Annotated in this window: 22 protein-coding genes; 8 read left to right on the plus strand and 14 right to left on the minus strand. The window is 67.2% G+C overall.

Annotated elements, in window-relative coordinates:
- Positions 1-43 precede the first annotated feature (43 nt).
- From GC106_RS42015 to GC106_RS42030, 4 genes are all read right to left on the minus strand, one after another.
- Complete coding sequence (locus GC106_RS42015) at positions 44-1,324, minus strand: glycosyltransferase family 2 protein (RefSeq protein WP_312873319.1); 1,281 nt, start codon at positions 1,322-1,324, stop codon at positions 44-46.
- Positions 1,261-1,788 (minus strand): phosphoribosyltransferase, encoded by a 528-nt coding sequence (locus GC106_RS42020; RefSeq protein WP_173141776.1) that lies wholly within the window; start codon positions 1,786-1,788, stop codon positions 1,261-1,263. The genes GC106_RS42015 and GC106_RS42020 overlap by 64 nt, the downstream gene beginning before the upstream one ends.
- Positions 1,789-1,791: 3 nt before the next feature.
- Complete coding sequence (locus tag GC106_RS42025; protein WP_173141777.1) at positions 1,792-2,922, minus strand: radical SAM protein; 1,131 nt, start codon at positions 2,920-2,922, stop codon at positions 1,792-1,794.
- Positions 2,923-3,361: 439 nt separating this feature from the next.
- A complete protein-coding gene (locus GC106_RS42030; RefSeq protein WP_173141778.1) occupies positions 3,362-4,333 on the minus strand; it encodes an aldo/keto reductase in 972 nt (323 codons plus the stop codon).
- Between the two features lie 55 nt (positions 4,334-4,388).
- Between GC106_RS42030 and GC106_RS42035 the strand changes: the two genes are divergently transcribed.
- Positions 4,389-5,231 (plus strand): TauD/TfdA family dioxygenase, encoded by an 843-nt coding sequence (locus GC106_RS42035; protein WP_173141779.1) that lies wholly within the window; start codon positions 4,389-4,391, stop codon positions 5,229-5,231.
- Between the two features lie 26 nt (positions 5,232-5,257).
- Here GC106_RS42035 and GC106_RS42040 read toward each other — a convergent pair whose 3' ends face one another.
- Positions 5,258-6,067, minus strand: a complete 810-nt coding sequence (locus tag GC106_RS42040) for a tetratricopeptide repeat protein (protein ID WP_173141780.1) — start codon at positions 6,065-6,067, stop codon at positions 5,258-5,260.
- A gap of 133 nt (positions 6,068-6,200) precedes the next feature.
- On the opposite strand from GC106_RS42040, the gene GC106_RS42045 reads away from it, so the two are divergent.
- The 3 genes from GC106_RS42045 to GC106_RS42055 all read left to right on the plus strand — a co-directional run bounded on the left by GC106_RS42045 (position 6,201) and on the right by GC106_RS42055 (position 8,888).
- Complete coding sequence (locus GC106_RS42045; protein WP_173141781.1) at positions 6,201-7,025, plus strand: sulfotransferase family protein; 825 nt, start codon at positions 6,201-6,203, stop codon at positions 7,023-7,025.
- Between the two features lie 78 nt (positions 7,026-7,103).
- On the plus strand, positions 7,104-7,757 hold the full coding sequence (locus tag GC106_RS42050) for a TylF/MycF/NovP-related O-methyltransferase (RefSeq protein WP_173141782.1): 654 nt from the start codon (positions 7,104-7,106) through the stop codon (positions 7,755-7,757).
- A 117-nt stretch (positions 7,758-7,874) separates the two neighbouring features.
- The gene (locus tag GC106_RS42055; protein WP_173141783.1) at positions 7,875-8,888 is read left to right on the plus strand and encodes a TerC family protein; all 1,014 of its coding nucleotides are present in this window, start codon (positions 7,875-7,877) and stop codon (positions 8,886-8,888) included.
- Positions 8,889-8,945: 57 nt separating this feature from the next.
- Here the strand turns inward: GC106_RS42055 and GC106_RS42060 are convergent, their stop codons facing one another.
- On the minus strand, positions 8,946-9,797 hold the full coding sequence (locus GC106_RS42060; RefSeq protein ID WP_173141784.1) for an MmyB family transcriptional regulator: 852 nt from the start codon (positions 9,795-9,797) through the stop codon (positions 8,946-8,948).
- 126 nt (positions 9,798-9,923) lie between these two features.
- Here GC106_RS42060 and GC106_RS42065 point away from each other — a divergent pair, with 126 nt between their 5' ends.
- The 3 genes from GC106_RS42065 to GC106_RS42075 all read left to right on the plus strand — a co-directional run bounded on the left by GC106_RS42065 (position 9,924) and on the right by GC106_RS42075 (position 12,212).
- Positions 9,924-10,664, plus strand: coding sequence for an SDR family oxidoreductase (locus tag GC106_RS42065; RefSeq protein WP_173141785.1), 741 nt, complete (start codon positions 9,924-9,926; stop codon positions 10,662-10,664).
- 132 nt (positions 10,665-10,796) lie between these two features.
- A complete protein-coding gene (locus tag GC106_RS42070; RefSeq protein WP_173141786.1) occupies positions 10,797-11,006 on the plus strand; it encodes a tautomerase family protein in 210 nt (69 codons plus the stop codon).
- Positions 11,007-11,153: 147 nt separating this feature from the next.
- A complete protein-coding gene (locus GC106_RS42075) occupies positions 11,154-12,212 on the plus strand; it encodes a Kelch repeat-containing protein (RefSeq protein WP_173141787.1) in 1,059 nt (352 codons plus the stop codon).
- 145 nt (positions 12,213-12,357) lie between these two features.
- On the opposite strand, the gene GC106_RS42080 is transcribed toward GC106_RS42075, so the two are convergent.
- From GC106_RS42080 to GC106_RS42095, 4 genes are all read right to left on the minus strand, one after another.
- Entirely contained in the window at positions 12,358-13,377 is a 1,020-nt protein-coding gene (locus GC106_RS42080; protein WP_173141788.1) for an NADPH:quinone reductase, read from the minus strand.
- A gap of 43 nt (positions 13,378-13,420) precedes the next feature.
- Positions 13,421-14,314: an aldo/keto reductase gene (locus tag GC106_RS42085; RefSeq protein WP_173141789.1), complete on the minus strand. Its 894-nt coding sequence runs from the start codon at positions 14,312-14,314 to the stop codon at positions 13,421-13,423.
- Entirely contained in the window at positions 14,311-14,868 is a 558-nt protein-coding gene (locus tag GC106_RS42090; protein WP_173141790.1) for a TetR/AcrR family transcriptional regulator, read from the minus strand. The genes GC106_RS42085 and GC106_RS42090 overlap by 4 nt, the downstream gene beginning before the upstream one ends.
- Before the next feature lie 217 nt (positions 14,869-15,085).
- The gene (locus tag GC106_RS42095) at positions 15,086-15,928 is read right to left on the minus strand and encodes a helix-turn-helix transcriptional regulator (protein WP_173141823.1); all 843 of its coding nucleotides are present in this window, start codon (positions 15,926-15,928) and stop codon (positions 15,086-15,088) included.
- A 104-nt stretch (positions 15,929-16,032) separates the two neighbouring features.
- Here GC106_RS42095 and GC106_RS42100 point away from each other — a divergent pair, with 104 nt between their 5' ends.
- Positions 16,033-17,526 carry an MFS transporter gene (locus tag GC106_RS42100; RefSeq protein ID WP_173141791.1) on the plus strand — a complete coding sequence of 498 codons (1,494 nt, stop codon included), beginning with the start codon at positions 16,033-16,035 and terminating at the stop codon, positions 17,524-17,526.
- Positions 17,527-17,535: 9 nt separating this feature from the next.
- On the opposite strand, the gene cysC is transcribed toward GC106_RS42100, so the two are convergent.
- The 4 genes from cysC to GC106_RS42120 form a co-directional block, all read right to left on the minus strand.
- Positions 17,536-18,087 (minus strand): adenylyl-sulfate kinase, encoded by a 552-nt coding sequence (gene cysC / locus GC106_RS42105; protein ID WP_173141824.1) that lies wholly within the window; start codon positions 18,085-18,087, stop codon positions 17,536-17,538.
- A 5-nt stretch (positions 18,088-18,092) separates the two neighbouring features.
- Positions 18,093-19,358 (minus strand): MFS transporter, encoded by a 1,266-nt coding sequence (locus tag GC106_RS42110; RefSeq protein ID WP_173141792.1) that lies wholly within the window; start codon positions 19,356-19,358, stop codon positions 18,093-18,095.
- 28 nt (positions 19,359-19,386) lie between these two features.
- Positions 19,387-21,135 (minus strand): condensation domain-containing protein, encoded by a 1,749-nt coding sequence (locus GC106_RS42115; RefSeq protein ID WP_173141793.1) that lies wholly within the window; start codon positions 21,133-21,135, stop codon positions 19,387-19,389.
- A 142-nt stretch (positions 21,136-21,277) separates the two neighbouring features.
- Positions 21,278-22,582: a helix-turn-helix domain-containing protein gene (locus GC106_RS42120; protein WP_173141794.1), complete on the minus strand. Its 1,305-nt coding sequence runs from the start codon at positions 22,580-22,582 to the stop codon at positions 21,278-21,280.
- Between the last annotated feature and the right edge of the window lie 51 nt (positions 22,583-22,633).

The following is a 22,633-nucleotide window of genomic DNA, read 5'->3' on the forward strand; positions in this document are numbered from 1 at the left end:
CCACCAGAAGACGCGCGCAGGCACCGTACCCATGATGGCGCGTTCAGTTCCGGCGAAACAACAGGACACTGCTGAAGAAGGCTTTTCGCTTGACGACCAGCAGGCCGACGGCGGCGAACAGCGCGGTGGTGATGATGCTCGGAAACAGCGCGCAGTGCGCAGCAATTCCCGGCACCGAGTTCTTGTAGTGGTTACGTGTGAGAACCGCCGACCGGACGATCTGCAGGACGTACAACACGTAAGGGGCGAGAAACACCGGCCACACCGTGCCCTGCCACGGCGCGAGCATCGCTGCGATCACCATCACGTAGTACTGGAACTCCCACATCACGTGGTACGAGTAGATCGATATCTTCTCGTTCCAGTCTTTCCTCGATCTCGCCGTTCTGACCTGCATCGGGATATGCTGAATCGTGCCGAGGGTCCACCGGACGCGCTGCAGGAACAAGCCCCGGATCGTCTGGCGCTCGACTTCGCGGGCGAGTACCCGGGGAAGAATCCGAACCTGACTCCCCTCGCTGACCGCGCGGTACGTGGCGGTCAGGTCCTCCAGGAACCCGTGTTCGAGCAGATCACGGTATTTCTTGTAGTCGACCAGTTGCAGTCCGCCGGGAAAGTTCGACATCCCGAACCGGTTCCTGACGCTCTGCAGAACGCTCTGCCGATACAGGCGGTTGTTGCAGACGACATGGGAGACGAGAGTTCCTCGCCGCTCCTGAAGCGGCAGAATGAGGCACGCCGTGAAATCGGCGTTCGACTCCTGGTGGAATGTCCACAGCTCCTGCAAGGCTGTTGGTTCGAGCACGATATCGGCGTCCAGGAGCAGCGCCGTTTTGGTGTCGATCTTGGAGCCGCCGTACAGCAGGCCGGCGACCTTTCCGGAGGTGTCGGCAGGCAGGTGCTCGACCGCCATCTCGACGCCTGCCGCGGCGAAAGTATCGACGAACGACTTGGCGATCAGCTCCGAGTCGTCGGTACACCTGTCCAGCACGACCACGACCTTCGCACAAGAACACAGGTCGCTCTGGCTCAGCGAGTGCAGACAACGGTAAAGGGTTCTCCCCTCGTTGAACACGGGGATCACCACCGAGATCTGTCGTTGCGACAGGGTGGGCTGCCCGGTGCGGACAGCGGGCCGGGGATCTGTCCGCACGCCGAACGAGTGGATCAGATAGAAGAGCTGGAAGAAGGCGATACAGCCGACGGGCGGCAGGAGAACCCAGCCGATAATGCTCAGACCGGTCACCTGCGTACCTCCGCTCAGGGTTGTCGTGCGACGGCCAGTCTCGACTCCATCTGGCGGAGCTCCTCTCCGGACATCCACGGATAGAACAGCCAGTTCGACCGTTCTTCGACGTAGAAATCCGGTTTCATCGGCGAATATGTCTTGACCTGGAGAGTCGCCACCCGCACCGCGGCGGCGCCCGCCCTGAAGACTTCCTCGACGACCACACTGATGCTCGCCCCGGAGTCCAGGACGTCGTCCACGACCAGCACGCGCTTGTCCTGGAGGTCCACCGCGTTGAGCGGAACGACCACCGTGGCGGGTTCGGCCTCGTAGGCCCCGTTGCCCTGCCCGGCCCCCGTCACCTGCCCCGCTTGGACGACCTTGATGCCGAGGACGATGTCGATGGCGAGAGCGTTGGCCAACACGACTCCCGGCACGGCGCCTCCGCGCAGCACGCAGACCACCGAGTCGAACACCTCGCCTGAGTCACGGACAATGCCGGCAAGACGCGCGCAGAGCTGGTCGACGTCTTCCCAGGTGTACACATCGATGTCCGGCATCGATCACTCCAGATAGCCGTTGTGGACTTCCCAGTCGATCGTGTTCCGCATGCTGACGTCGTAGATCGTGCCGGCGTCCGGATACTTCCGGTAAAGCTTCCCCTCGTATTCGGCCAACGCTGTGATATCGGCGACGGACGGCTGTGGGCGACGCGCCATGGCGGTTCCCGGATCGGCATGGAAGACGTTGGTCGCGAGACCGATCCGGCGATCGAGAATATCCTCCATGCCTTCCATACTGCTTTCCACGGGTTCCAGGCCCCAGATGATGCCGCAGTACACCTGGTAGTCGCCGAACACATCCCGCGCGTACGCGAGCGCGTCCCACCATTTGTCGTAGCCGTACAGCCTGTCCTTTCCCGGACAGATCGAGGAGAACAGCTTCCGGTCGTAGATCTCGATGTTGAAGGCGATCGAGGACACCCCTACCCGCTTGAATTCCTCGATGATCGAGAAATCCTGCGGCGGATGGGTGAGCAGATGCATCTTGATCTTCGGATCACAGGCGTCGTGGATGGCCTTCAGCGGTTCGAGGATCGTATGCCTGATATCCTCGTCGTCCACCGGCGTGCCGGTGGTGTTGGTGATCATCGGGATATGCCACCCGGAGTTCTGAATGTGACGAGTCGCCTCCATGATCCGCCGCCGCGGGAAATCGGTGACCAACGGCTTGGCGATGGTGCTCCGGGCCGCCCGCAGCGAACAGAAACGGCATTGCGCCCCTTTGTCGAAGTAGTGGCAGTCCGGGTAGAGGAAGAACCCCGGCGTGACCGCGCCGTAGGCCGAGATGACGTCATCGGTACGGACTCCGTCGGTGAGCGTCTTGCCGAAGAAGGGAAGCGCCTCGGGCAGGCCGACGGACTGACGCCACTCGCCGTCGTAATAGAGGTTGAGCTCGTCACCGTCGTACCGGAGGGTCCACGGCGAGTTGTCTCGCCGGAGAACCGAGACGACAAGCTCGTCGCCGAGAAGCAGGACCTGCGGCAGGCGATGCCGACGCTGCGCGCCACGATTGGTAATACAGTATCCATAGGTATTCTCGTAATACCTTTCCGCGCTCGACTCGAACATGTCCAAGTCGAACCGCAATCCATGCGAGATGATGGATATCTTGTTCACCAAGGAGCTGCGCACACTGTTCTCCTTACCGGCCCGGAACGCCAGCCAGGCAGGCCGATCCGCCTAAGAACAGAAAATAGTCTTCCCACGGAGAGTACTCGCGGCCCGTTGAATGGTTCAAGGTGCCGGTTGGGTGAACGATCCTGATGTTCACCCGGACGGTGGACGTGACATCCAGAGGCTTGCCCGCCCCTCAAGAAGTGGCTTTACTCGACAGACGGCCTTGCCCGGCTTTCGTGCGGAGATGATGATGCGACAAGATCCGATTGACGAGGCACCGGCGCGTGCAAACGCGCCGCCGAACACTGTCTGATTCTCTCGGAGTCGCAGGCCTGCGAGATGCGTTGATCCTAATGGTACGACGCCGTCAGAGTGGCGCCACCGGATTTCTTGCCGCCCGGCTGTCATGGTGAAGACCGTCGGGCGTACGGGCGATCCTCGTGGTCCGAACAGGTCAGCTTTGCCGGTGCCGAAATATGCGCGAGATGCGGGCCATCACCTCTTCGGAGAGCAGCGGGACGACAGCGACCGCATCCAGGTTCTGCCTGAGTTGCAGCGGATCGCTCGCCCCGGTGATCACGGTGGACACCGTCTTGTTCGCCGCGCACCAGGCGATGGCCAGCTGCGCCGTCGTGCAGCCGAGGTCTGCTGCCACCACGGACAGTTCATCGACCTGCCGCGCCGAGTCGCCGTCCGTCAGCTTGCCCAGGAACGATTCGTGGCCGGCCAAGGCGGCCCGGGATCGGGACGACACCCCGTCCCGGTACTTGCCGGTCAGCATTCCCGAGGCGAGTGGGCTCCACGTGGTCAACCCGATTCCCAGCTCGCTGACCAAGGCGTGATACTCCTCGTCCACCCAGCGTGTCGTGAACAGGTTGTACTCCGGTTGCTCCACCACAGGCTTACGCAAGCCGTACCGGTCGGCGATCGACCACGCCGCGCGTACCTCGCTCGCCGACCACTTGGAGGTTCCCCAGTAGAGCGCCTTTCCGGCCCCGATGATGTCCGACATGGTCCAGACGATCTCCTCCACGGTCGTGTCGGGATCAGGACGGTGGCAGAACAGCAGATCCACGAATCCGGTCCGCAGCCGCGTGAGACAGCCGTCGATCGCGTGCAGAAGATACTTGCGGTTCAGCGTACGCCGCAGGTTCACCTCATCGTGGATACCCCAGTAGAGCTTGGTGGACAGCACGTAGGTCTCCCGGCTCCAGCCCAAGTCCTCGATCGCCGCCCCCAGCACCGACTCCGACCTGCCGTTGCCGTACACCTCCGCGGAGTCGAAGAAGTTCACGCCGGCCTGCCGCGCCACCTCCAGGCACTCCCTCGCCGCCGCACTGTCCATCTGGTCCGAAAAGGTCACCCAAGTGCCGTAGGACAGCACGCTGAGCTTGAGCCCGGCACGGCCAAGCCTTCGGTACTCCATGTCCCCTCCTCCGTCTGCGAGGAATCAGCCTGGTCCACCCGAGGAGGAATGTGAAGTGGGGACTCTGCCCATAGTCCATTCACCCTGGAGCGCACGGGAAGCACGAACCCTGGCCAGAGAGGGCTTCTCGAAGGAGGGGCACGCCTTCCGGGCCGCCGTCCTCGGCGCGCTGCGGTCCCCGGCGTGCTGTTGCCTGCTGCGAACCACCGGTTTCCACGAGTTCGGCGACCCGGCGGACACCCAGGCCTTCGTCACGGCGCTCACCGGCTTGCTCGGCCAGGTGTCCGACGACAACCGCGGCACCACGGGAAACTACGTCGACAGGGTGGAGCCCACTGACCCCGACGGGTCCGACATCACCGTAGGGCTGGGCGAATGCGAAGCACATTCGGACGAAAGCTCGAAGCTGCTCCCCGAGGACATCGTGATCCTGTGGTGCGTCCGGCAAGCAAGCGCCGGGGGCGCGAGCCGGATCTGGGCCTCTCCCCGCCTTCGGCCACACCTGGGCGACGCCGAGGCCACGCTGCGAGAACCGGAGTTCCTCTTCGGCGGCAACGGCCGGGTGCCCGGGCGGGTCGTCAAGGCACCGGTCCTCTATGGATCGGACGGAATCCGCTTTCGCCTGGGCGCACTCCGGTCAGGGCACGAGGTCTGCCACCGTCCACTTCGTCCAGACCAGGAACAGGCCGTACAGCGCCTCATCGAGGCGTTCACCAAGGTCCAGCCGACCGAACTGCTGCTCCAGCCAGGCGAGGCACTGGTCATGCTCAACCGTAGAGTCCTGCACGCGCGCACGTCGTTCTCCGACCGAAGACGGCTCCTGCTGCGGACCCGCTGCTTCAATCCGGAGATGTCCAACAGCCAGCACGACCAAGCACGGTGGTACCGGTCTGGATGAGGTCGATGCGAGGTCGTCGCCGGACTTCAGGTGCTGCACTTCTCCCGGATGCGGGCGGCCCGGACTGTGTCGGGGTGCTCCTCGCCGAGGGCGAGGCGCATCCGCGTCCAGGTCTCGTCGGCCAGTTGACGGGCGTGGGTCGGCTGTCCCGCCTCATGGAGTGTGATCGCCAGGTGGTAGGCCGCACGCAGAGTGTCCCGGTGATTCACGCCCAGGACGTGACGGCAGCGGGAGAACGCGGCTTCGCCCAGCACGCCGGCACGTTCGTAACGTCCGAGGGCACGGAGTGTCGCCCCGAACTGGTAGGCCGAGATCAGAGTGTGGGGGTGTTCTTCACCCAGGACACGCCGCTGGTGGATCAGCGTGGCCAGACCCAGGTCATATGCCTGTTCGCACTTTCCCGTTTCCCGATGGACGACTGCCAGGATGTAAGCGGTTCGCAGCGTACGAGGATGGTGCTCGCCCATCACCCGACGCATGCGGACGAGTGTGTCCTCGGCCAGCTCTCGCGCCCGGTCGTGCTGGTGCAACTCGCGCAGGTACACACTGACGCAGTAGGCCGCGCGCAAGGTGTCGGGGTGATCGGCGCCCAAGGCCTGCCGTTGCCCGACGAGCGTCTCCGCGCCGAGGTCGAGTGCCTGGTCGTAGTGCCCCAGTTCACGGTAGGAAAGCGCGAGGACGAAGGCGATGCGCAACGTGTCGGGATGTGCGTCGCCGAGATCTCTTTTCATGCGAATGAGAAGGCCGTCAGCCAGCGCCCTGGCACGCTCGTAATGACCTGCCTCCCACAGGGTGTAAGCCTGATCGACAGCGGTTTTGTAGTGGTGTCCGTCCACGGTCCCAGCGTCTCAGGCAGGCCCGAGTCCGAGTACACCTCCATGCGAGAGTTACCCGTTCGGTCGACGAAAAAGCGTTGCCCAGACCATCTCCGCCCAGGTTGGGCGGCGGAACCGGATGAAACGAGTTGCCATGGCCAGCAGTGTCGCCGAAGCCGACGACAGCCTGTCGCCCATAGTGATCCTGGCATCAGGTCCTCGATGTGGAAGTACGCTGCTGCAACGGTTGTTGTGTTCGCACTCCCGTGTCCTGGTGTGGGGCGAACAGGACGGCGCCCTCCGCAGTCTGTTCGGTTTCGTGCGCCGCTTCAACGACTGGAAGTGCAGGTGGTCCGAACGAGTCGACCGGGAGATCACCGACTTCGGCTACGACGGGTTCATCGCCAACCTGATGCCCCCGACGGAAGCGCTCCACGATGGGGTCCGGGCGCTGATGCTGCGCCTGTTCGCCGAGCCGGCGGCCGCCCTCGGAAGACCGCGATGGGGCCTGAAGGAGATTCGGTACGGCCAAGCCGAATACCAGGACATGCTGTCACTTTTCCCTGCCGCGAAAGCCGTTCATCTCACCCGTGATCCCCGTCGCGTGCTCACCTCCCTGGCCGGCTGGCAGCGCGGCCACGCGTGGACGGTCGAAGCCGCCCGGACGGCGATGCGACGCTGGGTCGACATCAACGAGAGCTTCATCCGCACACCGATGCCGTCGTGCCTCACCATCCGATATGAGACCTTGATCGCCGAACCGCATGCGGGCCTCCGCCGAATCGCCCACTGGTTCGACATCGATCCCGCCGAGCTCGACCACAGTGTTTTCGACCGCCGGGTTCACCAGATCGGCGGCGCGGGGAAGGGCGCGCGCGACCTGGTGACGTTCACCGAGCTGCACCCTGACATCCGCCGGCTCGTCGCCGACGATCACCTGGCCGAGATCGCGCACTACTTCGGTTACGGCACCGCATGAACCTCCTGCGCGGCCTATGAGCAGAAGTTCGCCGGTTGCGCCCTGCCGGAACAGTCGAGACCACACCTGGAGGCACGAATGGAACCGAAGGTGCTCCTGCGGCTCGCCGAAGAGAACCGCAAGATGTCCTCTTTGGACCGTCTAATCCACATCCACTGGGTGGTACGGCACCTGCTCACCTGTGGCATTCCTGGGCATCTGGTCGAAGTGGGCTGCCACGCGGGCGGCACCAGCGTGTACCTCAAGATGCTGATCGACGAGTTCGACCCGACCAGGGAGTTGCACCTGTACGATTCGTTCCAGGGCATGCCGACACCCTCCGGAATGGACAGCCGACTGTCCGAAGGAGACTATCGAAGCAGTGTGGACGACGTCCGTGCGGTGTTCGCGCGATGGGAGGTCGAGCTGCCGTCGGTGCACGCCGGATGGTTCGAGGACACGCTGCCGCGCGAACTGCCGGACAAGATCGCTTTCGCCTACCTCGACAGCGACTTCTACGACTCCATCGGCGTGAGCCTCGCAGAGGTCTGGCCACGCGTGGTCGCCGGCGGCATGGTGCTCGTCGACGACTACGGGGACCGCAGCCGCAACCCGCACTCATGGGAAGGACTTCCCGGGGTCAGGAAGGCGGTCGACGAGTTCTTCGCCGACCGCGTCGAGAAGCCGTTCATGCTCGCCGGTACAAGCGCTCTCTCCATGGTGTGCGTCGAAAAGAAGGCGGTCGCGATGTGACCGGCAGGACCGCGGCCACGGCATCACCGGTGTTCGCCGAAAGTGACCGGCAGTCCTGCGGCGACAGCGCCTGTCGACTACGGTGATCAGCGTCAAACCGGACAAAACGGAGGTAGTGTGCTCGAGATCAGCGGACTGACCTGGGCGATCACTATCGGCCTGATCGTCGTGTTGCTGGCTGTGGATCTCATCCTCGCCACTGTCCGGCCACATCGGGTCGGCTTCCGGGAGGCGAGCCTGTGGTCGGTGTTCTACGTCCTGGTCGCGGTCGCCTTCGGCGTCTGGTTCGCGGCGGTGTACGGCGGCGGAGCCGGGGCGGAGTACTTCGCCGGATACATCGTCGAGAAGAGCCTGTCGGTCGACAACCTCTTCGTCTTCGTCATCATCATGACCACGTTCGCCGTGCCGGAGGAGCACCAGCACAAGGTGCTGACGTTCGGCATCGTCCTCGCCCTGATCATGCGAGCGATCTTCATCGCGCTCGGTGCCACGCTGCTCGCGTTGTTCTCGTTCATGTTCCTGCTGTTCGGCCTGCTGCTGATCTACACGGCCGTCCAGTTGTTCCGGCACCGCGACGAGGACCCCGACATCGAGAACAACGTCGTCGTGAACACCGCCCGCAGGGTCGTGCCGGTCACCGACGAGTACGTCGGCAGCAGGATCTTCACCCGTGCCGACGGCCGCAGGGTGGCCACGCCCCTGTTCATCGTGCTGGTCGCCATCGGCGGCGTCGACCTGCTGTTCGCGCTGGACTCCATTCCGGCGGTGTTCGGCGTGACCGAAGAACCCTACATCGTCTTCGCCGCCAACGCCTTCGCCCTGCTCGGCCTGCGCGCCTTGTTCTTCCTCGTCAAAGGCCTGCTCGACCGGCTGGTGTACCTCTCGACCGGGCTTTCGGTGATCCTGGCCTTCATCGGCGTGAAACTGATCCTGCACTGGGCCCACGTCGACATCGACGAGCGGGTACCGGAAGTACCCACCCCGCTCAGTCTCGGCGTCATCATCGGCATCCTGGCGATTGCGACCGTGGCCAGCCTCGTCAAGACCAGCCGCGATCCCTCGGCCAAAGCCCATGCGGGCTCGCTACGAGCCCACCACCCGGGCAAACCCCAGGACACCGCCAACGAGTGACTTCGGCGCGCTCAGCAGGCCAGCAGTCCCCGTTTTTCCCGTCCTGGGGCACAAACGTCAGGTGGGTTCGACGGTGAGGTCCTGGGTGCCGAGGACGGCGAGCAGTTCCAGCTGCTCGACGGAATCCGTGCCGACAACGGGAGTGAACCACAGCAGCCGCTGCCTGCCGTCTTCGGTGAACAGGCTGAGGCAGTTGACCTCGATCACGCCCAGGCTGGGATGCACGATGCGCTTCCGGTCGCTGCGCCTGACCGCCACGTGGTGTTCTTCCCACAGCTCGGTGAACTCGGGGCTCTGCCGCAGCAGTTCGGCGACCAGCGCGTTGGCCTCCTGGTCGTCGCCGCCACGCCGGGCGACGGCGGCGCGCAGGTCGGCGACGAAGGTCCGGGAGTGGTAGGCGTGGTCCGCGTCCGGGTACATGGAGCGCGTCGCCGGTTCGGCGAACCAGCGGTAGACCAGGCTCGCCCGCATGCCGGTCGTCGCGGGCGGAGCGCCGCACAGGGCGACGGCGAGGGGGTTCTGCACGAGCGTGACGTGCAGGTCGGTGATCACCTGGGCGGGTGTGGTGGTGAGGCGGCTGAGCAGGTCGAGCATGCCGGGGTGGACGTGTGTCGCGGCGCTGCCCGGGCGCGGGAGCGGGCGCCCCGCCAAGTGGTAGAGGTGGTCGCGCTCGTCCAGGCTGAGCCGCAGCGCGCGGGCCAGGGCTGCCAGCATCTGCTCCGAGGGCTGTGCGCCGCTGCCGCGTTCGAGCTCGATGTAGTAGTCCACGGATGCGCCCGCGAGCTGGGCGACCTCGTCACGGCGCAGCCCGGGAACCCGTCTGCGCGGGCCGTGCGGCAATCCGACGGTGGCCGGCCGGATCCGGTCCCGCCGTGATTTGAGGAACGCGCCCAGTTCAGTCAGGTTCACCCGGCCAGTGTCCACCTGGGCGCCCCTGCCCAGCCAGGGGATGATGTCCCCCCGGTCAGCAGCATCTGGTTGCCCCCGCCCGCCGGTCGCACAGTGGAGTCCTCACTGAAGGACTGGAGTTCCACGATGACCGGAGCACAACCCAGGGTCGCCGTCGTGACGGGCGGTTCGCGCGGCATCGGCCGCGCGATCGTCACGCGGCTCGCCGCCGACGGCTGTGCTGTCGTGGTCGGCTACGCCGGGCACGGAGATCTCGCCGACGAGGCGGCCGCAGCGGTACAGGCGGCGGGCGGCCAAGCTGTCGCGGTACGCGCCGACGTCACCGACGAGCGCGCGGTCGCCACCCTGTTCGACACCGCCCGCGAGACGTTCGGCGGCGTCGACGTCGTGGCGCACGCTGCCGGGCAGCTGAGGCTGTCCCCCGTGGCCGATCTCGATCTCACCGCCCTCGACGAGCTGTACCGGACCAACATCCGCGGCACGTTCGCCGTCGCCCAGCAGGCCACCCGCGTGCTGCGCCCCGGCGGCGCGCTGATCACGTTCTCGACCTCGGTGGTCGGCCTCGCCTTCCCCCACTACGGCGCCTACAGCGCCACCAAGGGCGCGGTCGAGGCACTGACGATGGTGCTCGCGCGCGAGTTGCGCGGCCGGGACGTCACCGTCAACGCGGTCGCCCCTGGCCCGACCGCGACCGACATGTTCCTCGACGGCAAGGACGAGCAGACGATCGCCCGGCTGGCCGCACAGCCGCCGCTCGAACGCCTCGGCACACCCGCCGACATCGCCGAGGTGGTGGCTTTCCTGGCCGGGCCCCACGGGCGCTGGGTCAACGGTCAGGTCGTCCGCGCCAACGGCGGGATCATCTGATGGAGGCCGCGGTGCCGGCGACCAGAACGTCACCAGCGCCTCCGCGGCGACAAAAGCGTTACCCGACCGGCCTTCCGCACCCACATCGGTCCACTTTGACCTGAGGACCACAACCACAAGGAGAAAAACGCCATGCCGTTCGCCAACTTCAAGGTACCCGCGGGCACCCTGACCGCCGAGCATAAGGAAACCATCGTCCACCGCACCACCGAGCTCTACGTCGAGATCTACGGCGAGCGTGCCCGCCCCACCACGATGGTCCTCGTCGAGGAGGTCCCCGACGGCGGCTGGGGAATCGGCGACCACGTGCTCACCCTCGCCGAACTCCAGAACAACGGATGACCGGAACCCGATGACCAGCGCGCGGTCCGCGGTTGGTGAGCGGACCGCGTGTGGCACAGGAACATCCAGCGCTTGGCGACCTGCTCGCCGTGCCCAGGCAAGACCTTCGACGGATTCGTCCCCGCTGAGCTGAGTGTGGAGCAAAGCATGTACCACAAACGATTTGTCGCCGCTCTGTTGGCGGCCGCGCTGGCCGTGCCGACCGGCGTCGCGCACGCGCACCCTGGCCACGGAGGCCCCGCCACCGAAGCGCCCGCGGTGAATCCGCTGTACGGCAATGGATGGCAGCGACTCGCTCCGATCGCGGGCGGCCCGCGTCAGGAGCACAGCGTCGCCGCGATCGGTAAGCACGTGTACGTGATCGGCGGCATCCGCCCGGACGGCAACGGCGGTTTTGTCACCGTGCCGGATGTCGAGGTCTACGACACCATCAGGAACACGTGGCGGCACGCCGCCCCGCTGCCGGTTCCGATGAACCATCCCAACGCCGTCGCCGTGGGAGGGAAGCTGTACGTCCTGGGCGGGCTGTCAGGCGGCGCGTCGTGGCAGGCATTGCGCGACAGCTTCGTCTACAACCCGGTGACCGACAGGTGGACCGCCCTGCCGCCGATGCCGGTCGGCATCGAACGGGGCAGCGCCGCGATGGGTGCGTTCGGCCGGCGAATCTACCTCGCGGGTGGCATGCGCACCCTCACGCCCGGCCCTGGCGGCCTCCAGGACACCGTCGCATCAGTCCATTCCTACGATGTGCTCACCCGTCGCTGGACCACGCTGCCCGATCTGCCGGAGGCTCGTGACCACGTCGGCGGCGCGGTTGTCGGCCGCACCTTCTACGTGCTCGGCGGCCGTGACCGGGGACAGGTCAACGTGCGGGACACCACCTACGCCATGGATCTGCCCAGTGGCAAGTGGACCGAACGCGCACCGATGCCCACGCCGCGCGGAGGCATCGCCGCGGCCGCGGTCGGTTCCAAGATCTACACGTTCGGCGGCGAAGGCAAGATCGTGAACGGTGCGAACACCGTCTTCAGCGAGACCGAGGCCTACGACGTCCGCAGTGACCGCTGGGAGAAGCTGGCACCGATGCCGATCCCCCGGCACGGCACAGCCGCCATCGCGGTCGGCGGCACGATCTACATCCCTGGTGGCGGAAATCTCGGTGGTGGCGCGCCGCTGGACGTTCACGACGCCTTCCGGGCGAAGTGAACGGGTAACCCGCCCGCGGTCCGAACCATTCGCCCAGCGAGCGTGATCAATGTGCTGATCAGCTCACAGGAGCCTGCAACAGTTTGCCTCGGCACTGTTGCAGGCTCCTGCCGAGGTGCCGGCCAACACGGCGATCCGGCGGACGTCACGCCGTGACGTCGACCAGGACCTTGCCGACGGCGCCGCTCTCCACCGCTCGGTGCGCGTCGGCGGTGCGGTCGAGCGGAAAGCGGACCAGCGGCAGACCGTGCTCCTCGCCGACCGGCAGCGCGCCGTCGCGGATCGCGGCGACGACGTCCTCGACGGCCGCGGCGATCAGCTCCGGACCGACCGTGTAGAGCACCAGGAACTGCAAGCGCGTGTTGAGCACCATGTTCTGCAGTACGTCCAGTTCGACCGGCTTGCCACCGTCGTTGGCGTAGATCGAGATCGTGCCGCGCGTCCGCAGCACGGCCATGTCCAGTGCGAGGTTCGCGCCGAGCGCCACCTCGGCGATGATGTCGACACCGTCCGGGGCGATCTTGCGGATCTCGGCGGCCGGGTCACCCTCGCGATAGTTGATCACGTGGTGGGCCCCGGCGGCAGTGGCCAGCCTGCCCTTCTCGGGACCGCTGACCGTGCTGATCACGGTGGCGCCGGCCCATCGGGCGAGCTGGATCACCGCGTGCCCGACCGCCCCGGCCCCACCCGCGGCGAGCACCACCTTGCCTTCGAGCGTCCCGGGCCGCAGACGGCGCGGCCCGTCCTCCGCAACGGTGAGCGCGCGGTGAGCGGTGATCGCGGGGACGCCGAGTGAGGCGCCGATGTCGAAACTCGCCTCGTCGGGCAGCGGCGCGACCCGTTCGGCGGGCACGACGGTGAACTCGGCGGCGGTACCGGTGGGCCGCCCGGCGGCGGCGAGGTACAACCAGACCCGCTCACCGACCCGGCTCTGGTCGATCCCCGCACCGACGGCGTCGATCGTGCCTGCGCCGTCGTGGTGCGGGGTGACCTCGGGGAACTGCTTGGGTTGGCCGGCGCCGGAGCGGGCCTTCCAGTCGGTCGGGTTGACGCCGGACACGGCGACCCGGACGCGAACCTCGCCCGGGCCGGGCTCCGGCAGGTCACGGTCGACGAGCCGGAGAACGTCGGGGCCGCCGTTGTCGCGGTAGGTGATGGCCTTCATGATCCGTCCTTGGAGCCTGCTGAAGAAGGGTGCCGGGCGTGGGTCAGCCGATGGAGATTTCGCTGGAGCGGGACTCGATGGCATCCAGCTTGGCGAGGGTCGCGGCGTCAAAGCTGATCTTGCCTGCCGCCACGTTGTCCTCGAGGTGGGCGGCGTCGGCGGTGCCGGGGATGAGCAGCACGTTGGGGGCGTGGTGCAGCAGCCAGGCGAGGCCGACCTGGGTCGGTGTGACGCCCAGCGACTCGGCCACGGCGTGCACGGCCGGCTCGTCAGTCGCCTTGGGCAGTCCCGGGAAGGCCCCGCCGAGCGGGAAGTACGGTACCCAGGGGATGCCTTCGGCCAGGCACAACCGCAGCATGTCCTCGTCGGCGCGGGAGACGACGCTGTAGGCGTTCTGCACGCAGGCGATCCCCGCAGGCAGAGCGCGGCGCAGGCCGTCGAGGGTGACGCTGCTCAGGCCGATCGCGCCGATCTTGCCCTCGTCGCGCAGGGCGATCATCGCCGCGAGCTGGTCGTCGAGGTCGACCACTTGGTCGCCCTCAGGACGCAGGCCGGGGCCGGAGTCGAGGCGGCGGAGGTTGACCACCGCGAGCTGGTCGACGCCGAGGCTGCGCAGGTTGTCCTCGACGCTGGCGCGTAGCTGCTCGGGCCGTTGCGCCGGACGCAGTGGCAACCGCCCGCCCGGGTTGGGGTCGGCACCGACCTTGGTGACGACCAGGACGCCGTCCTCGGGGCGCAGCGTCTCGCGGATCACGTCGTTGGCGAATCCGAAGCCGTAGAACTCGGCGGTGTCCACGTGGTCGACGCCCAGCTCGACCGCGCGGCGCAGCAGTGCGACCGCCTCGCTGCGACGGTCGTGCAGGCGTTCGAGCTGTAACGCGCCGTAGCCCACCCGGGACACGGTGCGGTCGGCGAACGTAGCGGTCAGGGCGGTCATGATGCTGTCTCCTCAGTCGGTGATCGCAAGGCGGCGTGTAGCAGTTCGGCGAGGTAGAGGGCCGACACGCGGTCAGCGATCGGGGTGGCCTGTTCCCGGGCCTCGGCGGGATCGTGGTGCTCGACCTTGACCAGCCACGCTGTGACGCAGTCGTGCAGCATCGCACGCATCCGGTCGATCATGTCGACGACGACGCCGCGGATGACCGGGTCGGTCGTCGCCTCACCCCAGGTCTGCACACCGACCCGCGCTTCGACGGGGTTGATGTTGGCGATCAGCCGGGCCAGCAGTTCGTCGGGATCGGGCGGAGTGTCGCCGGCGGCGTACTCGCCGAGGACTTCGGCGCGCTTGGCGAGCACCGCGCCGGCGGCGGCCCGGACCAGGTCGGCCTTGCTGCTGTAGTGCGTGTAGATCGATCCAGTCGAGAGGCCGGACTCGGCCGTGATGTCGGCGATCGAGGTCCGCTCCAGGCCGTTGCGGCCGAAGCAGCGGACGGCGGCGTCGGTGATCTGGGCGCGCCGGAGTTCCTTGCGCGCGTCGGTGAGTCGCGGCACCACACCCCACAAAAAGAATCGCCGTTCTGCTTGTGGCTCACACTAACAGAATCGTGATTCTGTTTGCTGTCTGATGTGCGGCACGCTGTCAGCCAGACGCAGGGCCGGTACGCCTGACCTGGGCCGTAGTACCGGAGGCGTGGCACATTTCAGCCATCCCGCATCCGAGTCGTCGCTCGGGTCTACGAGATGGCCACGTCAGCCGCCGACGGCCCTACTACGCCTCGAACTGCTGCGTCAGCAGTCGCAGTGCGTCCGCCGAACTCGCGTCGTTCGGTGTGTAGATCTCCAGCCGGTGGTCAGGGCTGTCGGGCTGCAGCCATACCTGGTAGTCGACGTTCAGCGCGCCGACAGTCGGGTGCTGCAACCGCATGGTCCCGATGGTGCAGTCGGCCACGTCCCCGGTCGCCCACATCGCCGCGAACTCGTCGCTGCGCATCGTGAGCTCACCGATCAGCTCGGCCAGGCGCGCGTCCGTGGGGTACCGGCCCGCGGTGAGCCGGAGGAAGGCGACGTGGATCCGGGCGACCTCGTCCCAGTTGCGGTGCAGGTCCCGAGTGAGCGGATCGAGGAAGAACATCCGCGGGATCGACGGCCGGTGCGCCGGATCTTGTGGCGCGTCGAAGGGAAGGTGCTCGGCCTTGAGCGCGTGTCCGGCACGGTTCCACGCGAGCACGTCGTCACGTCTGCCAAGCACGATCGCCGGTGTCCGGTCGCCCAGCGATTCCAGCAACGCGAGAACACGCGGGTGCGGATGCTCCCGCGGCGGCTCGGAAAGCCCGGGACTCGCGGGCTGCCGCGCGAGGTTGTGCAGGTGGACGGTCTCAATGTGATCGAGTCGCAGCACTCGCGCGAGAGCGTCGAGGACCTGCTCGGACGCGGTCTCGGCCTGTCCCTGCTCCAGCCGCGTGTAGTACCCCGCGCTGACGCCCGCGAGCTGGGCGAGCTCTTCCCGGCGCAGCCCAGGAACCCGGCGGGCGGTCCCGTAGGTGCGCAGTCCGATGTCGGCCGGGGTGATTCGATCACGACGGTTCTTCAAGAAGGCGCCAAGGCTCTCCACGACACCGAGCCTATGTCGCTCAACCACGTCGCTGGGTGTACCTGCTGGGTGTACCCACGGCTCGGGGATGGCTGGCGAACGCGTCCTGCCGGACTGTGCACGACATGTCTCGACAGCACTCCCCCGGCCTGCGGGCCTGGCTTGGCCTCCTGGTCCTCCTCGGTCCCGTCCTGCTGGTCTCGATGGACGGGTCGATCCTCTTCCTGGCGATGCCCCGGATCAGCCAGGCCCTCACCCCGACCGCCGGCCAAGCCCTGTGGATCCTGGACAGCTACGGTTTCGCCGTCGGTTCCCTGCTGATCGCGTTCGGCGCCATCGGCGACCGGTACGGCAGGCTGAGGCTGCTGATGGTCGGCGCGACGGTTTTCGGCATCGGCTCAGTCGCGGCGGCGTTCGCGCCGAGCGCGGAGTTTCTCATCGCCGCGCGTGCCCTGATGGGCGTCGCCGGCGCGACTCTCCTGCCGTCCGCGCTGGCGGTGTTGAGCGAGCTGTTCGCCGATCCGCGGCGACGGGCGCAGGCCATCGGTATCTTCGCGGCCGCGTTCGCCGCCGGGTTCGCCATCGGCCCGGTCGTCGGCGGTGTCCTGCTGCGGACGTTCTGGTGGGGTTCGGTTTTCCTGGTCAACCTGCCGGTGATCGCCTTGTTCCTGGTCCTCGCGCCGGTCCTGCTGCGTGAGGTCCGCGCGACGCGGCCAGGCCGAGTCGACCTCACCAGTGTCGTGCTGTCCGCGGTCGGCCTGTTGCTCGCGGTCTACGGCCTCAAACACGCGGCCACCGAGGGCCTGTCAGTCGACTCCGTTGTCATCGGGATCGCAGGCGTGATCCTGCTTGTGTGGTTCGCGCGACGGCAAAGGCGCCTCGAGCACCCGTTGATGGAGTTCTCGCTCTTCCGTGATCGTGTCTTCACGATCGCGATCATCACCGGGCTGTTGCCGTTGGCGGCGTGGTCGGCGACCGCGTACCTGGCGGGGATCTACCTCCAGTCCGTCCTTGGCTTGTCGGTCCTGGCCGCGGCGTTGCTCGCGCTTCCTGGCGCCGCGGTGCTCACCATCACCTGCATCGTCACGCCCTTCGTGGTCGACCGCGTCGGTAAGCGAACCTCGCTCGCCATCTGTCACCTCTCGATCGCGGCAGGCCTGCTGTTCCTGCTCGCCACCACGATCACGGGCGGGATCGGTTGGTACATCGCGTCCACAGCCGTCGCAGGTGTCGGCTACGGCATCTCCTTCGCGGTTGTCGCCGACACCGCGGTCGGTGCCGTGCCCGTTGAACGAGCCGGTTCGGCCGGAGCGATCGCCGAGACCAGCAACGAGATCGGCAACGCACTGGGCATCGCGTTGCTCGGTTCTCTTGCCGCCCTGGTGTTCCGGATTTCCGGACCGGACTTGGCCCCCACTCTCGACGAGACGCTCCAGCTCCCCGGCCTCGTGCCCGCGCTGGCCGAGGAAGCGAAGACAGCCTTCGTCACGGGCTTGCACGTGGTCGCCGCAACAGCCAGCGTCCTGCACACCGCGCTCGCCGTGCTTGCCCTGCGCTGGATACCGGTGCCGAGCCGGACCGTCCCAACCCGGACTCTGGGACCACAGGGACCACGGTGAGTGCAGACCTCAGTGCCAGACACTCCCGGCTGTCTCGGCGGCGCACATCACGTCCACCAACTGCCGCAACTCCGCCAAGCATTCGAGCACAGTGGTGTGGTCCGTGCGCAGGTGCAGTTCGGCAGCATCCGGCGGTTCGTACGGGTCGTCGATCCCGGTCAGTCCCCGCAGCTCGCCGCGGCGTGCCTTGGCGTACAGGCCTTTGACGTCGCGGTGCGCACACACCTCGACCGGGGCGTCCACCCACACTTCCGCATAACGCAGACCGGCGTCGATGTGCAGCTGCCGGACCCATTGGCGGGCGGATCGGTACGGCGCGATCACCGGGACCACCACGACAACTCCATGCGCGGCCAGCATCGCCGCGAGCCGACCGGCACGGCGGACGTTCTCGATCCGGTCCGCCCGTGAGAAACCCAGCTCGGGGAAGAAGTCCTTGCGCAGCAGATCACCGTCCAGCACCTCGGCCCGGTGGCCCAGCCGCGCGGCCAGCTCAGTGGCCAGTGTGGACTTCCCTGAGCTGGGCAGCCCGGTGAACCACAGCGTGCAGCCCGTCCGCATGCCGCTCACGCCTTCGCCGGCACCTTCGCGGATTCCTGGCCTTGCAGGTCACGCACCGCCCGCAAGGGGCTCAGCAGGATGCACAGCACCGAGACAGTCGCCATGACACCGGCGATGACGAGGCTCAACCGGACGCCGACGGTGCTGCCGAGCACACCGGCGAGCACGCCACCGAACGCCGCCATGCCCCACACCACCGACAGCGCCGCGCCGTTGACCCTGCCGAGCATCTCGACCGGCACCAAGGTCTGGACCAGGCTCAGCACGTGGATCTGGTAGACCGAGTAAGCGAAGCCGAGCAGGAACTGCGAGACGATCAACGCCACCAGCGCGAGGCTCACGCCGGCGATCGGCAGCACCAGGATGGCCACGCCGACCATCACGATGGAGAGCGCCAGCGCTCCGCTGACCGTCACGATCGCGGCCACCTTCTTGGCCAGCACGCCGCCGAGGATCATGCCGATGCCCGCGCCCGCGAACGCGATGCCCACCTCGACCTGGCTCAGCGAAGCCTCCTGGTACGCGTACAGCAGAACCAGCGGAGTCGCCACCCCGGACGCCAAGTTGACCAGCGTGGTCGACAGCATCAGGTTGCGCAGCCTGCCGTCACCGAGGACCGTGCCGAACCCGTCCCGCATTCCACCGAGCACGCCACCGCCCTTGGCCCCGGGCGTCTTCTCAGGCTCCGGCTCCCGGTGTTTGATCAGCACCACCGCGACCAAGGAGACCAGGAAGGACAACGCGTCCACCAGCACCGCGACGGCGTTGCCCACCGCCTGCATCAGGCCACCACCGGCCGCGGCGCCGCCGACGGTCGCCATGGATCGGCTGATCTGGAGCTTCTGGTTGCCTTCCATGATCGCGTCCCGCCCCACCAGGGAGGGCAGGTACGCCTGGTAGGCCACCTCGAAGAACACGGTCAGGATCGCGGTCAGGCCCGCGACGACGAACAGGTGGGCCATGCTGAGCACGTCCAGCCAGTACGCCACCGGCACGGTCGCCAGGACGACCAGCCGTCCGAGATCGGCGAGAATCAGCACGGACCGCCGGGAGACCCGGTCGATCCAGGCGCCCGCGATCGGGCTCAGCAGCAGGAAGGGCAACGCGCCGAGCAAAGCGAGCACGCCGACCTCGAAGGCCCCGCGGTGCAGGTCGACGATGGCGATGGTCGGCAGCGCGATCCGGGAGATCCGGTCGCCGAAGTTGCTGACCGTCTGCCCGAACCACAGCTTGGTGAAGTCCGAATGGCCGCGTAGCCGGCTCTCTGCCATGGCTGTCTCCGCTCGGTGGTGGTTGGTTTCAGTGGAGGCCGGAGAGTTTCCGCCCGACCTCGTCGTTGTCCATTGTGGATAGACGAGCGCGCAGCAGCCGCTCGACGTGTGCCGCCTGGCCCGCGACCGTGGGATGGGTGAAGAGGTCGGCCACCGAGACGGTCAGTCCGAAGACGGCCTCGAACTGGAAGGCGAGCTTGGCCACGGTCAGCGAATGGCCGCCGAGCGCGAACAGGTCGTCGTCCGACCGGACCGGGTCGTGGCCGAGTTCCCGCCACAGGTCGGCGATCTGCTCCTCGATCGCCCCGGTCGGTGGCCGGGTGGCCGGCTCGGCCGAACGCCGCTGATCCGGCCCGGAGCCGGCTGCCGGGCCGATGCCGGTCGGCGCGGGCAACTCACTCAGTGGCAGGTCCGGTTGCGCGACCGCCGCGGCCAGACACGCCTGGAATGCCCTGGCCAGACTGGCAACGGTGTCGCGGTCGATGATTTCGTCGTCGTACGCCCAGTGCACGGTCATCGCCGCGCCATCGCGGACGACCTTGACCTCCAGGTCGTTCTGGGACACCGCGAGCCCCAGGTCGACCTCGCTGACGACCAGCCCAGGGAACGGAGGAACCGACGATTCCGTTGGCTCGTAGGAGAAGACGACGTTGAGAAACGACATCGGCCGGGCCAGCCGGCGCGCCAGCAGCGCGTAGGGAAGGTCTTGGTGATCGTACGCCTCGACGACGGATTCCCTTTCGCCCGCCAGAAACCGGCGTACGGTCAGCGTGTCGTCGACAGGATGGCGCAGTACCACCATGTTGATCAGAAAACCGATGAGCGCCTGCGTCTCCGGACGGGTCCGGCCGGTCATCGGTGTGCCGACGAGCACGTCCCGCTCCCCTGTGCCGCGCCACAGGACGACCCGCAGGACGGCGAGCAACAGCATGAACGGTGTGACGCGTTCGATCTGGGCCAGCCCGAGCACTCCGGCGGACTGATCGGTGGTCAGTGGCGTGGCGAGGAACTCACCTCGAGTGGTACGCAACCGCGGCCGCGGCCGGGATCCCGGCAAGGTCAGCGGCCGAGGCGGCTCGGCCAGCCTGGCGTCCCAATAGGACAGCAGGCTCTCCAGTCGCTCGCCGGTGAGGTACTTCCGTTGCCACACAGCGAAGTCCGGGTACTGGACGGCGAGTTCGGGCAGGACGGCGGGTGTCCCGGTCACCTCGGACCGGTACAGCTCAGCCAGTTCGGCCAGGAACACGGCGTCCGACGAGGCATCGACGAGGATGTGGTGCCGTGCGACAAGCACGAACGTGTCGTCGGCCGCGCGGCGGTACACCCTCGTGCGCAGCATCGGACCGGTGCGCACGTCGAATCCTTTGGCCAACTCCTGGCGCGCCTGCTCAGCACATTCCTCTTCGCTGTGTCCCAAGAGGTCGACCACCGCGAAGTCCATGAACGGCGGTGGATGGACCTCCTGCATCGGCTCGCCGTCGACCATCGCGAAGGTCGTCCGCAACGCTTCGTGCCTGCCGATCAGGGCCGTGACCGCACGCCGCAGCGCCTCGGTGTCGACGGCGCCCTTGGCTCGCAGGAACAACGGCGCGGCGCCGACGACGGACGGGCCCAACAGCTGATCGACCAGCCACATCTGTTCCTGGGCATAAGACTGGGGAACGAAGACCTGGTCCGCGGACCGCGGCCGGAGAACCGGCGCCCCGGAACCGGACTCGGCACGGCCCGCCCGCATCTGGTCGACGAGAAGCCTACGTTCGGCCGACAGACGTCCCATCTGAACCATCGATCCTCAGCCCCCGTCCATCGGCAGTCATCCACGGACGTTCACTATAGTTATGGGGCTGATTACTCATGTCAAGACATAGTGGGCGCCAAGGCGGGATGTCGACGTTCTCGCCCGCGCGCCGATTGGAAGGTCAGGAGCGCGGACGGTCCGCCGACTCCCGCAGCTGATCGATCCGGCGCCAGGCTTCAGCGGCATGCCGGAAGCTACCCAGCCGCTCACTCTGCACGGCCGTCCTGCGCAACAGGTCAACAGCCTCGTCATACCGGCCAAGCTGGGCCAACGCATCGCTGTAACCGACCTGCGCCGTCACGAGGTCAAGCCCGGTCAGCGCGTTCTTTCCACTGGTGACCGCACCGAACAGCTCGGCAGCCGCCGCCGGGTTCCCCGACGCCAACTCGTACCGGGCACGTTCCCGGGCCGCGGCGGTCTGCTCGACCACTGACCCGGTCAGCCGGGCGGTCAGCTCGGTCACCTCGAGCCATTCCGCGGCCTGGGCGAGGTCGCCGGCGTCGAGCAGGATGGACACCGTCGAGCGGCAGAACCGCAGCCAGTCACTGGTCGGCATCGCCGCGTACGACAGCGTGGCACGGGCCCGCGCCAGGTGGTCACGGGCGAGGTCGAACTCGCCCATCCGGGCGTAGGCCATGCCCGCCGCCCAGTGCCCACGACCCAGCACACCCGGAGCGGCATCGGGGCCCAGACCGTCCGCGATGGCCAGCATCTCCGTGAGCAGGGGGCGTGCCGTGTCGAACTCGCCCAGCTCACACAGGATGGAGACGAGCACGCCCAGCAGGCGGACGTGGTCGGCGCCGCCTCGGATGTCCGACTGTTCCAGTACCGTCATCGTGCCGTAGCCGGCCACCCGGGCATCCCAGAGCCTGCCGAGTTCACGCAAGGTGGCGACCCGGTCGATGGCGAGCGACACCTGGATCTCGACCGCGGCCCGCACCTCCGGCAGCGCGGTCAGCTCGTCGAGCAGTTCCAGCCGCTCGGCCTGCATCGCCAAGGCGGCGAGCACGCCGGAGAGCTCGATCCCCAGTTCGAGGTACTGCTCCCGGTCGCCGGACTTGCCCAGCGCCGAGCGGCGCTCTTCCAGCATCTTCTTGGCCCGCGCGAAATCGCCCATCGCGACCAGCCTGCGAGCCTCGAACCGGTCGACGATCCGGTTGTGACCACCCTGTTTGGCCGGTGTGAGGCTGTCCCACGACTCGTCGCCGAGCAGGTCGCCGGGTGTCGTGTCGAGCGCGGCGGCGAGGTGGACGACGACGTCGAGCGTCGGCACCCGCTCACCGTTCTCCAGCAGCGAGATGTAGCTCGGGGCGACGACGCCGCCCGCGATGTCCTTTTGCGAGAGCCCACCGGCCATCCGCCGCGCACGCAGTCGCTTCCCGAACTCGGGCTGGTCCACCTTCACCGGATCCACGCTCGCTCTCAACAGAGTGAGTACACTGAAGTCACCATGTTGATGGTAACAGCAGAAAGATTG

Origin of the sequence: Kibdelosporangium persicum (genome assembly GCF_013280595.1) — a bacterium.
Lineage (GTDB): Bacteria > Actinomycetota > Actinomycetes > Mycobacteriales > Pseudonocardiaceae > Kibdelosporangium > Kibdelosporangium persicum.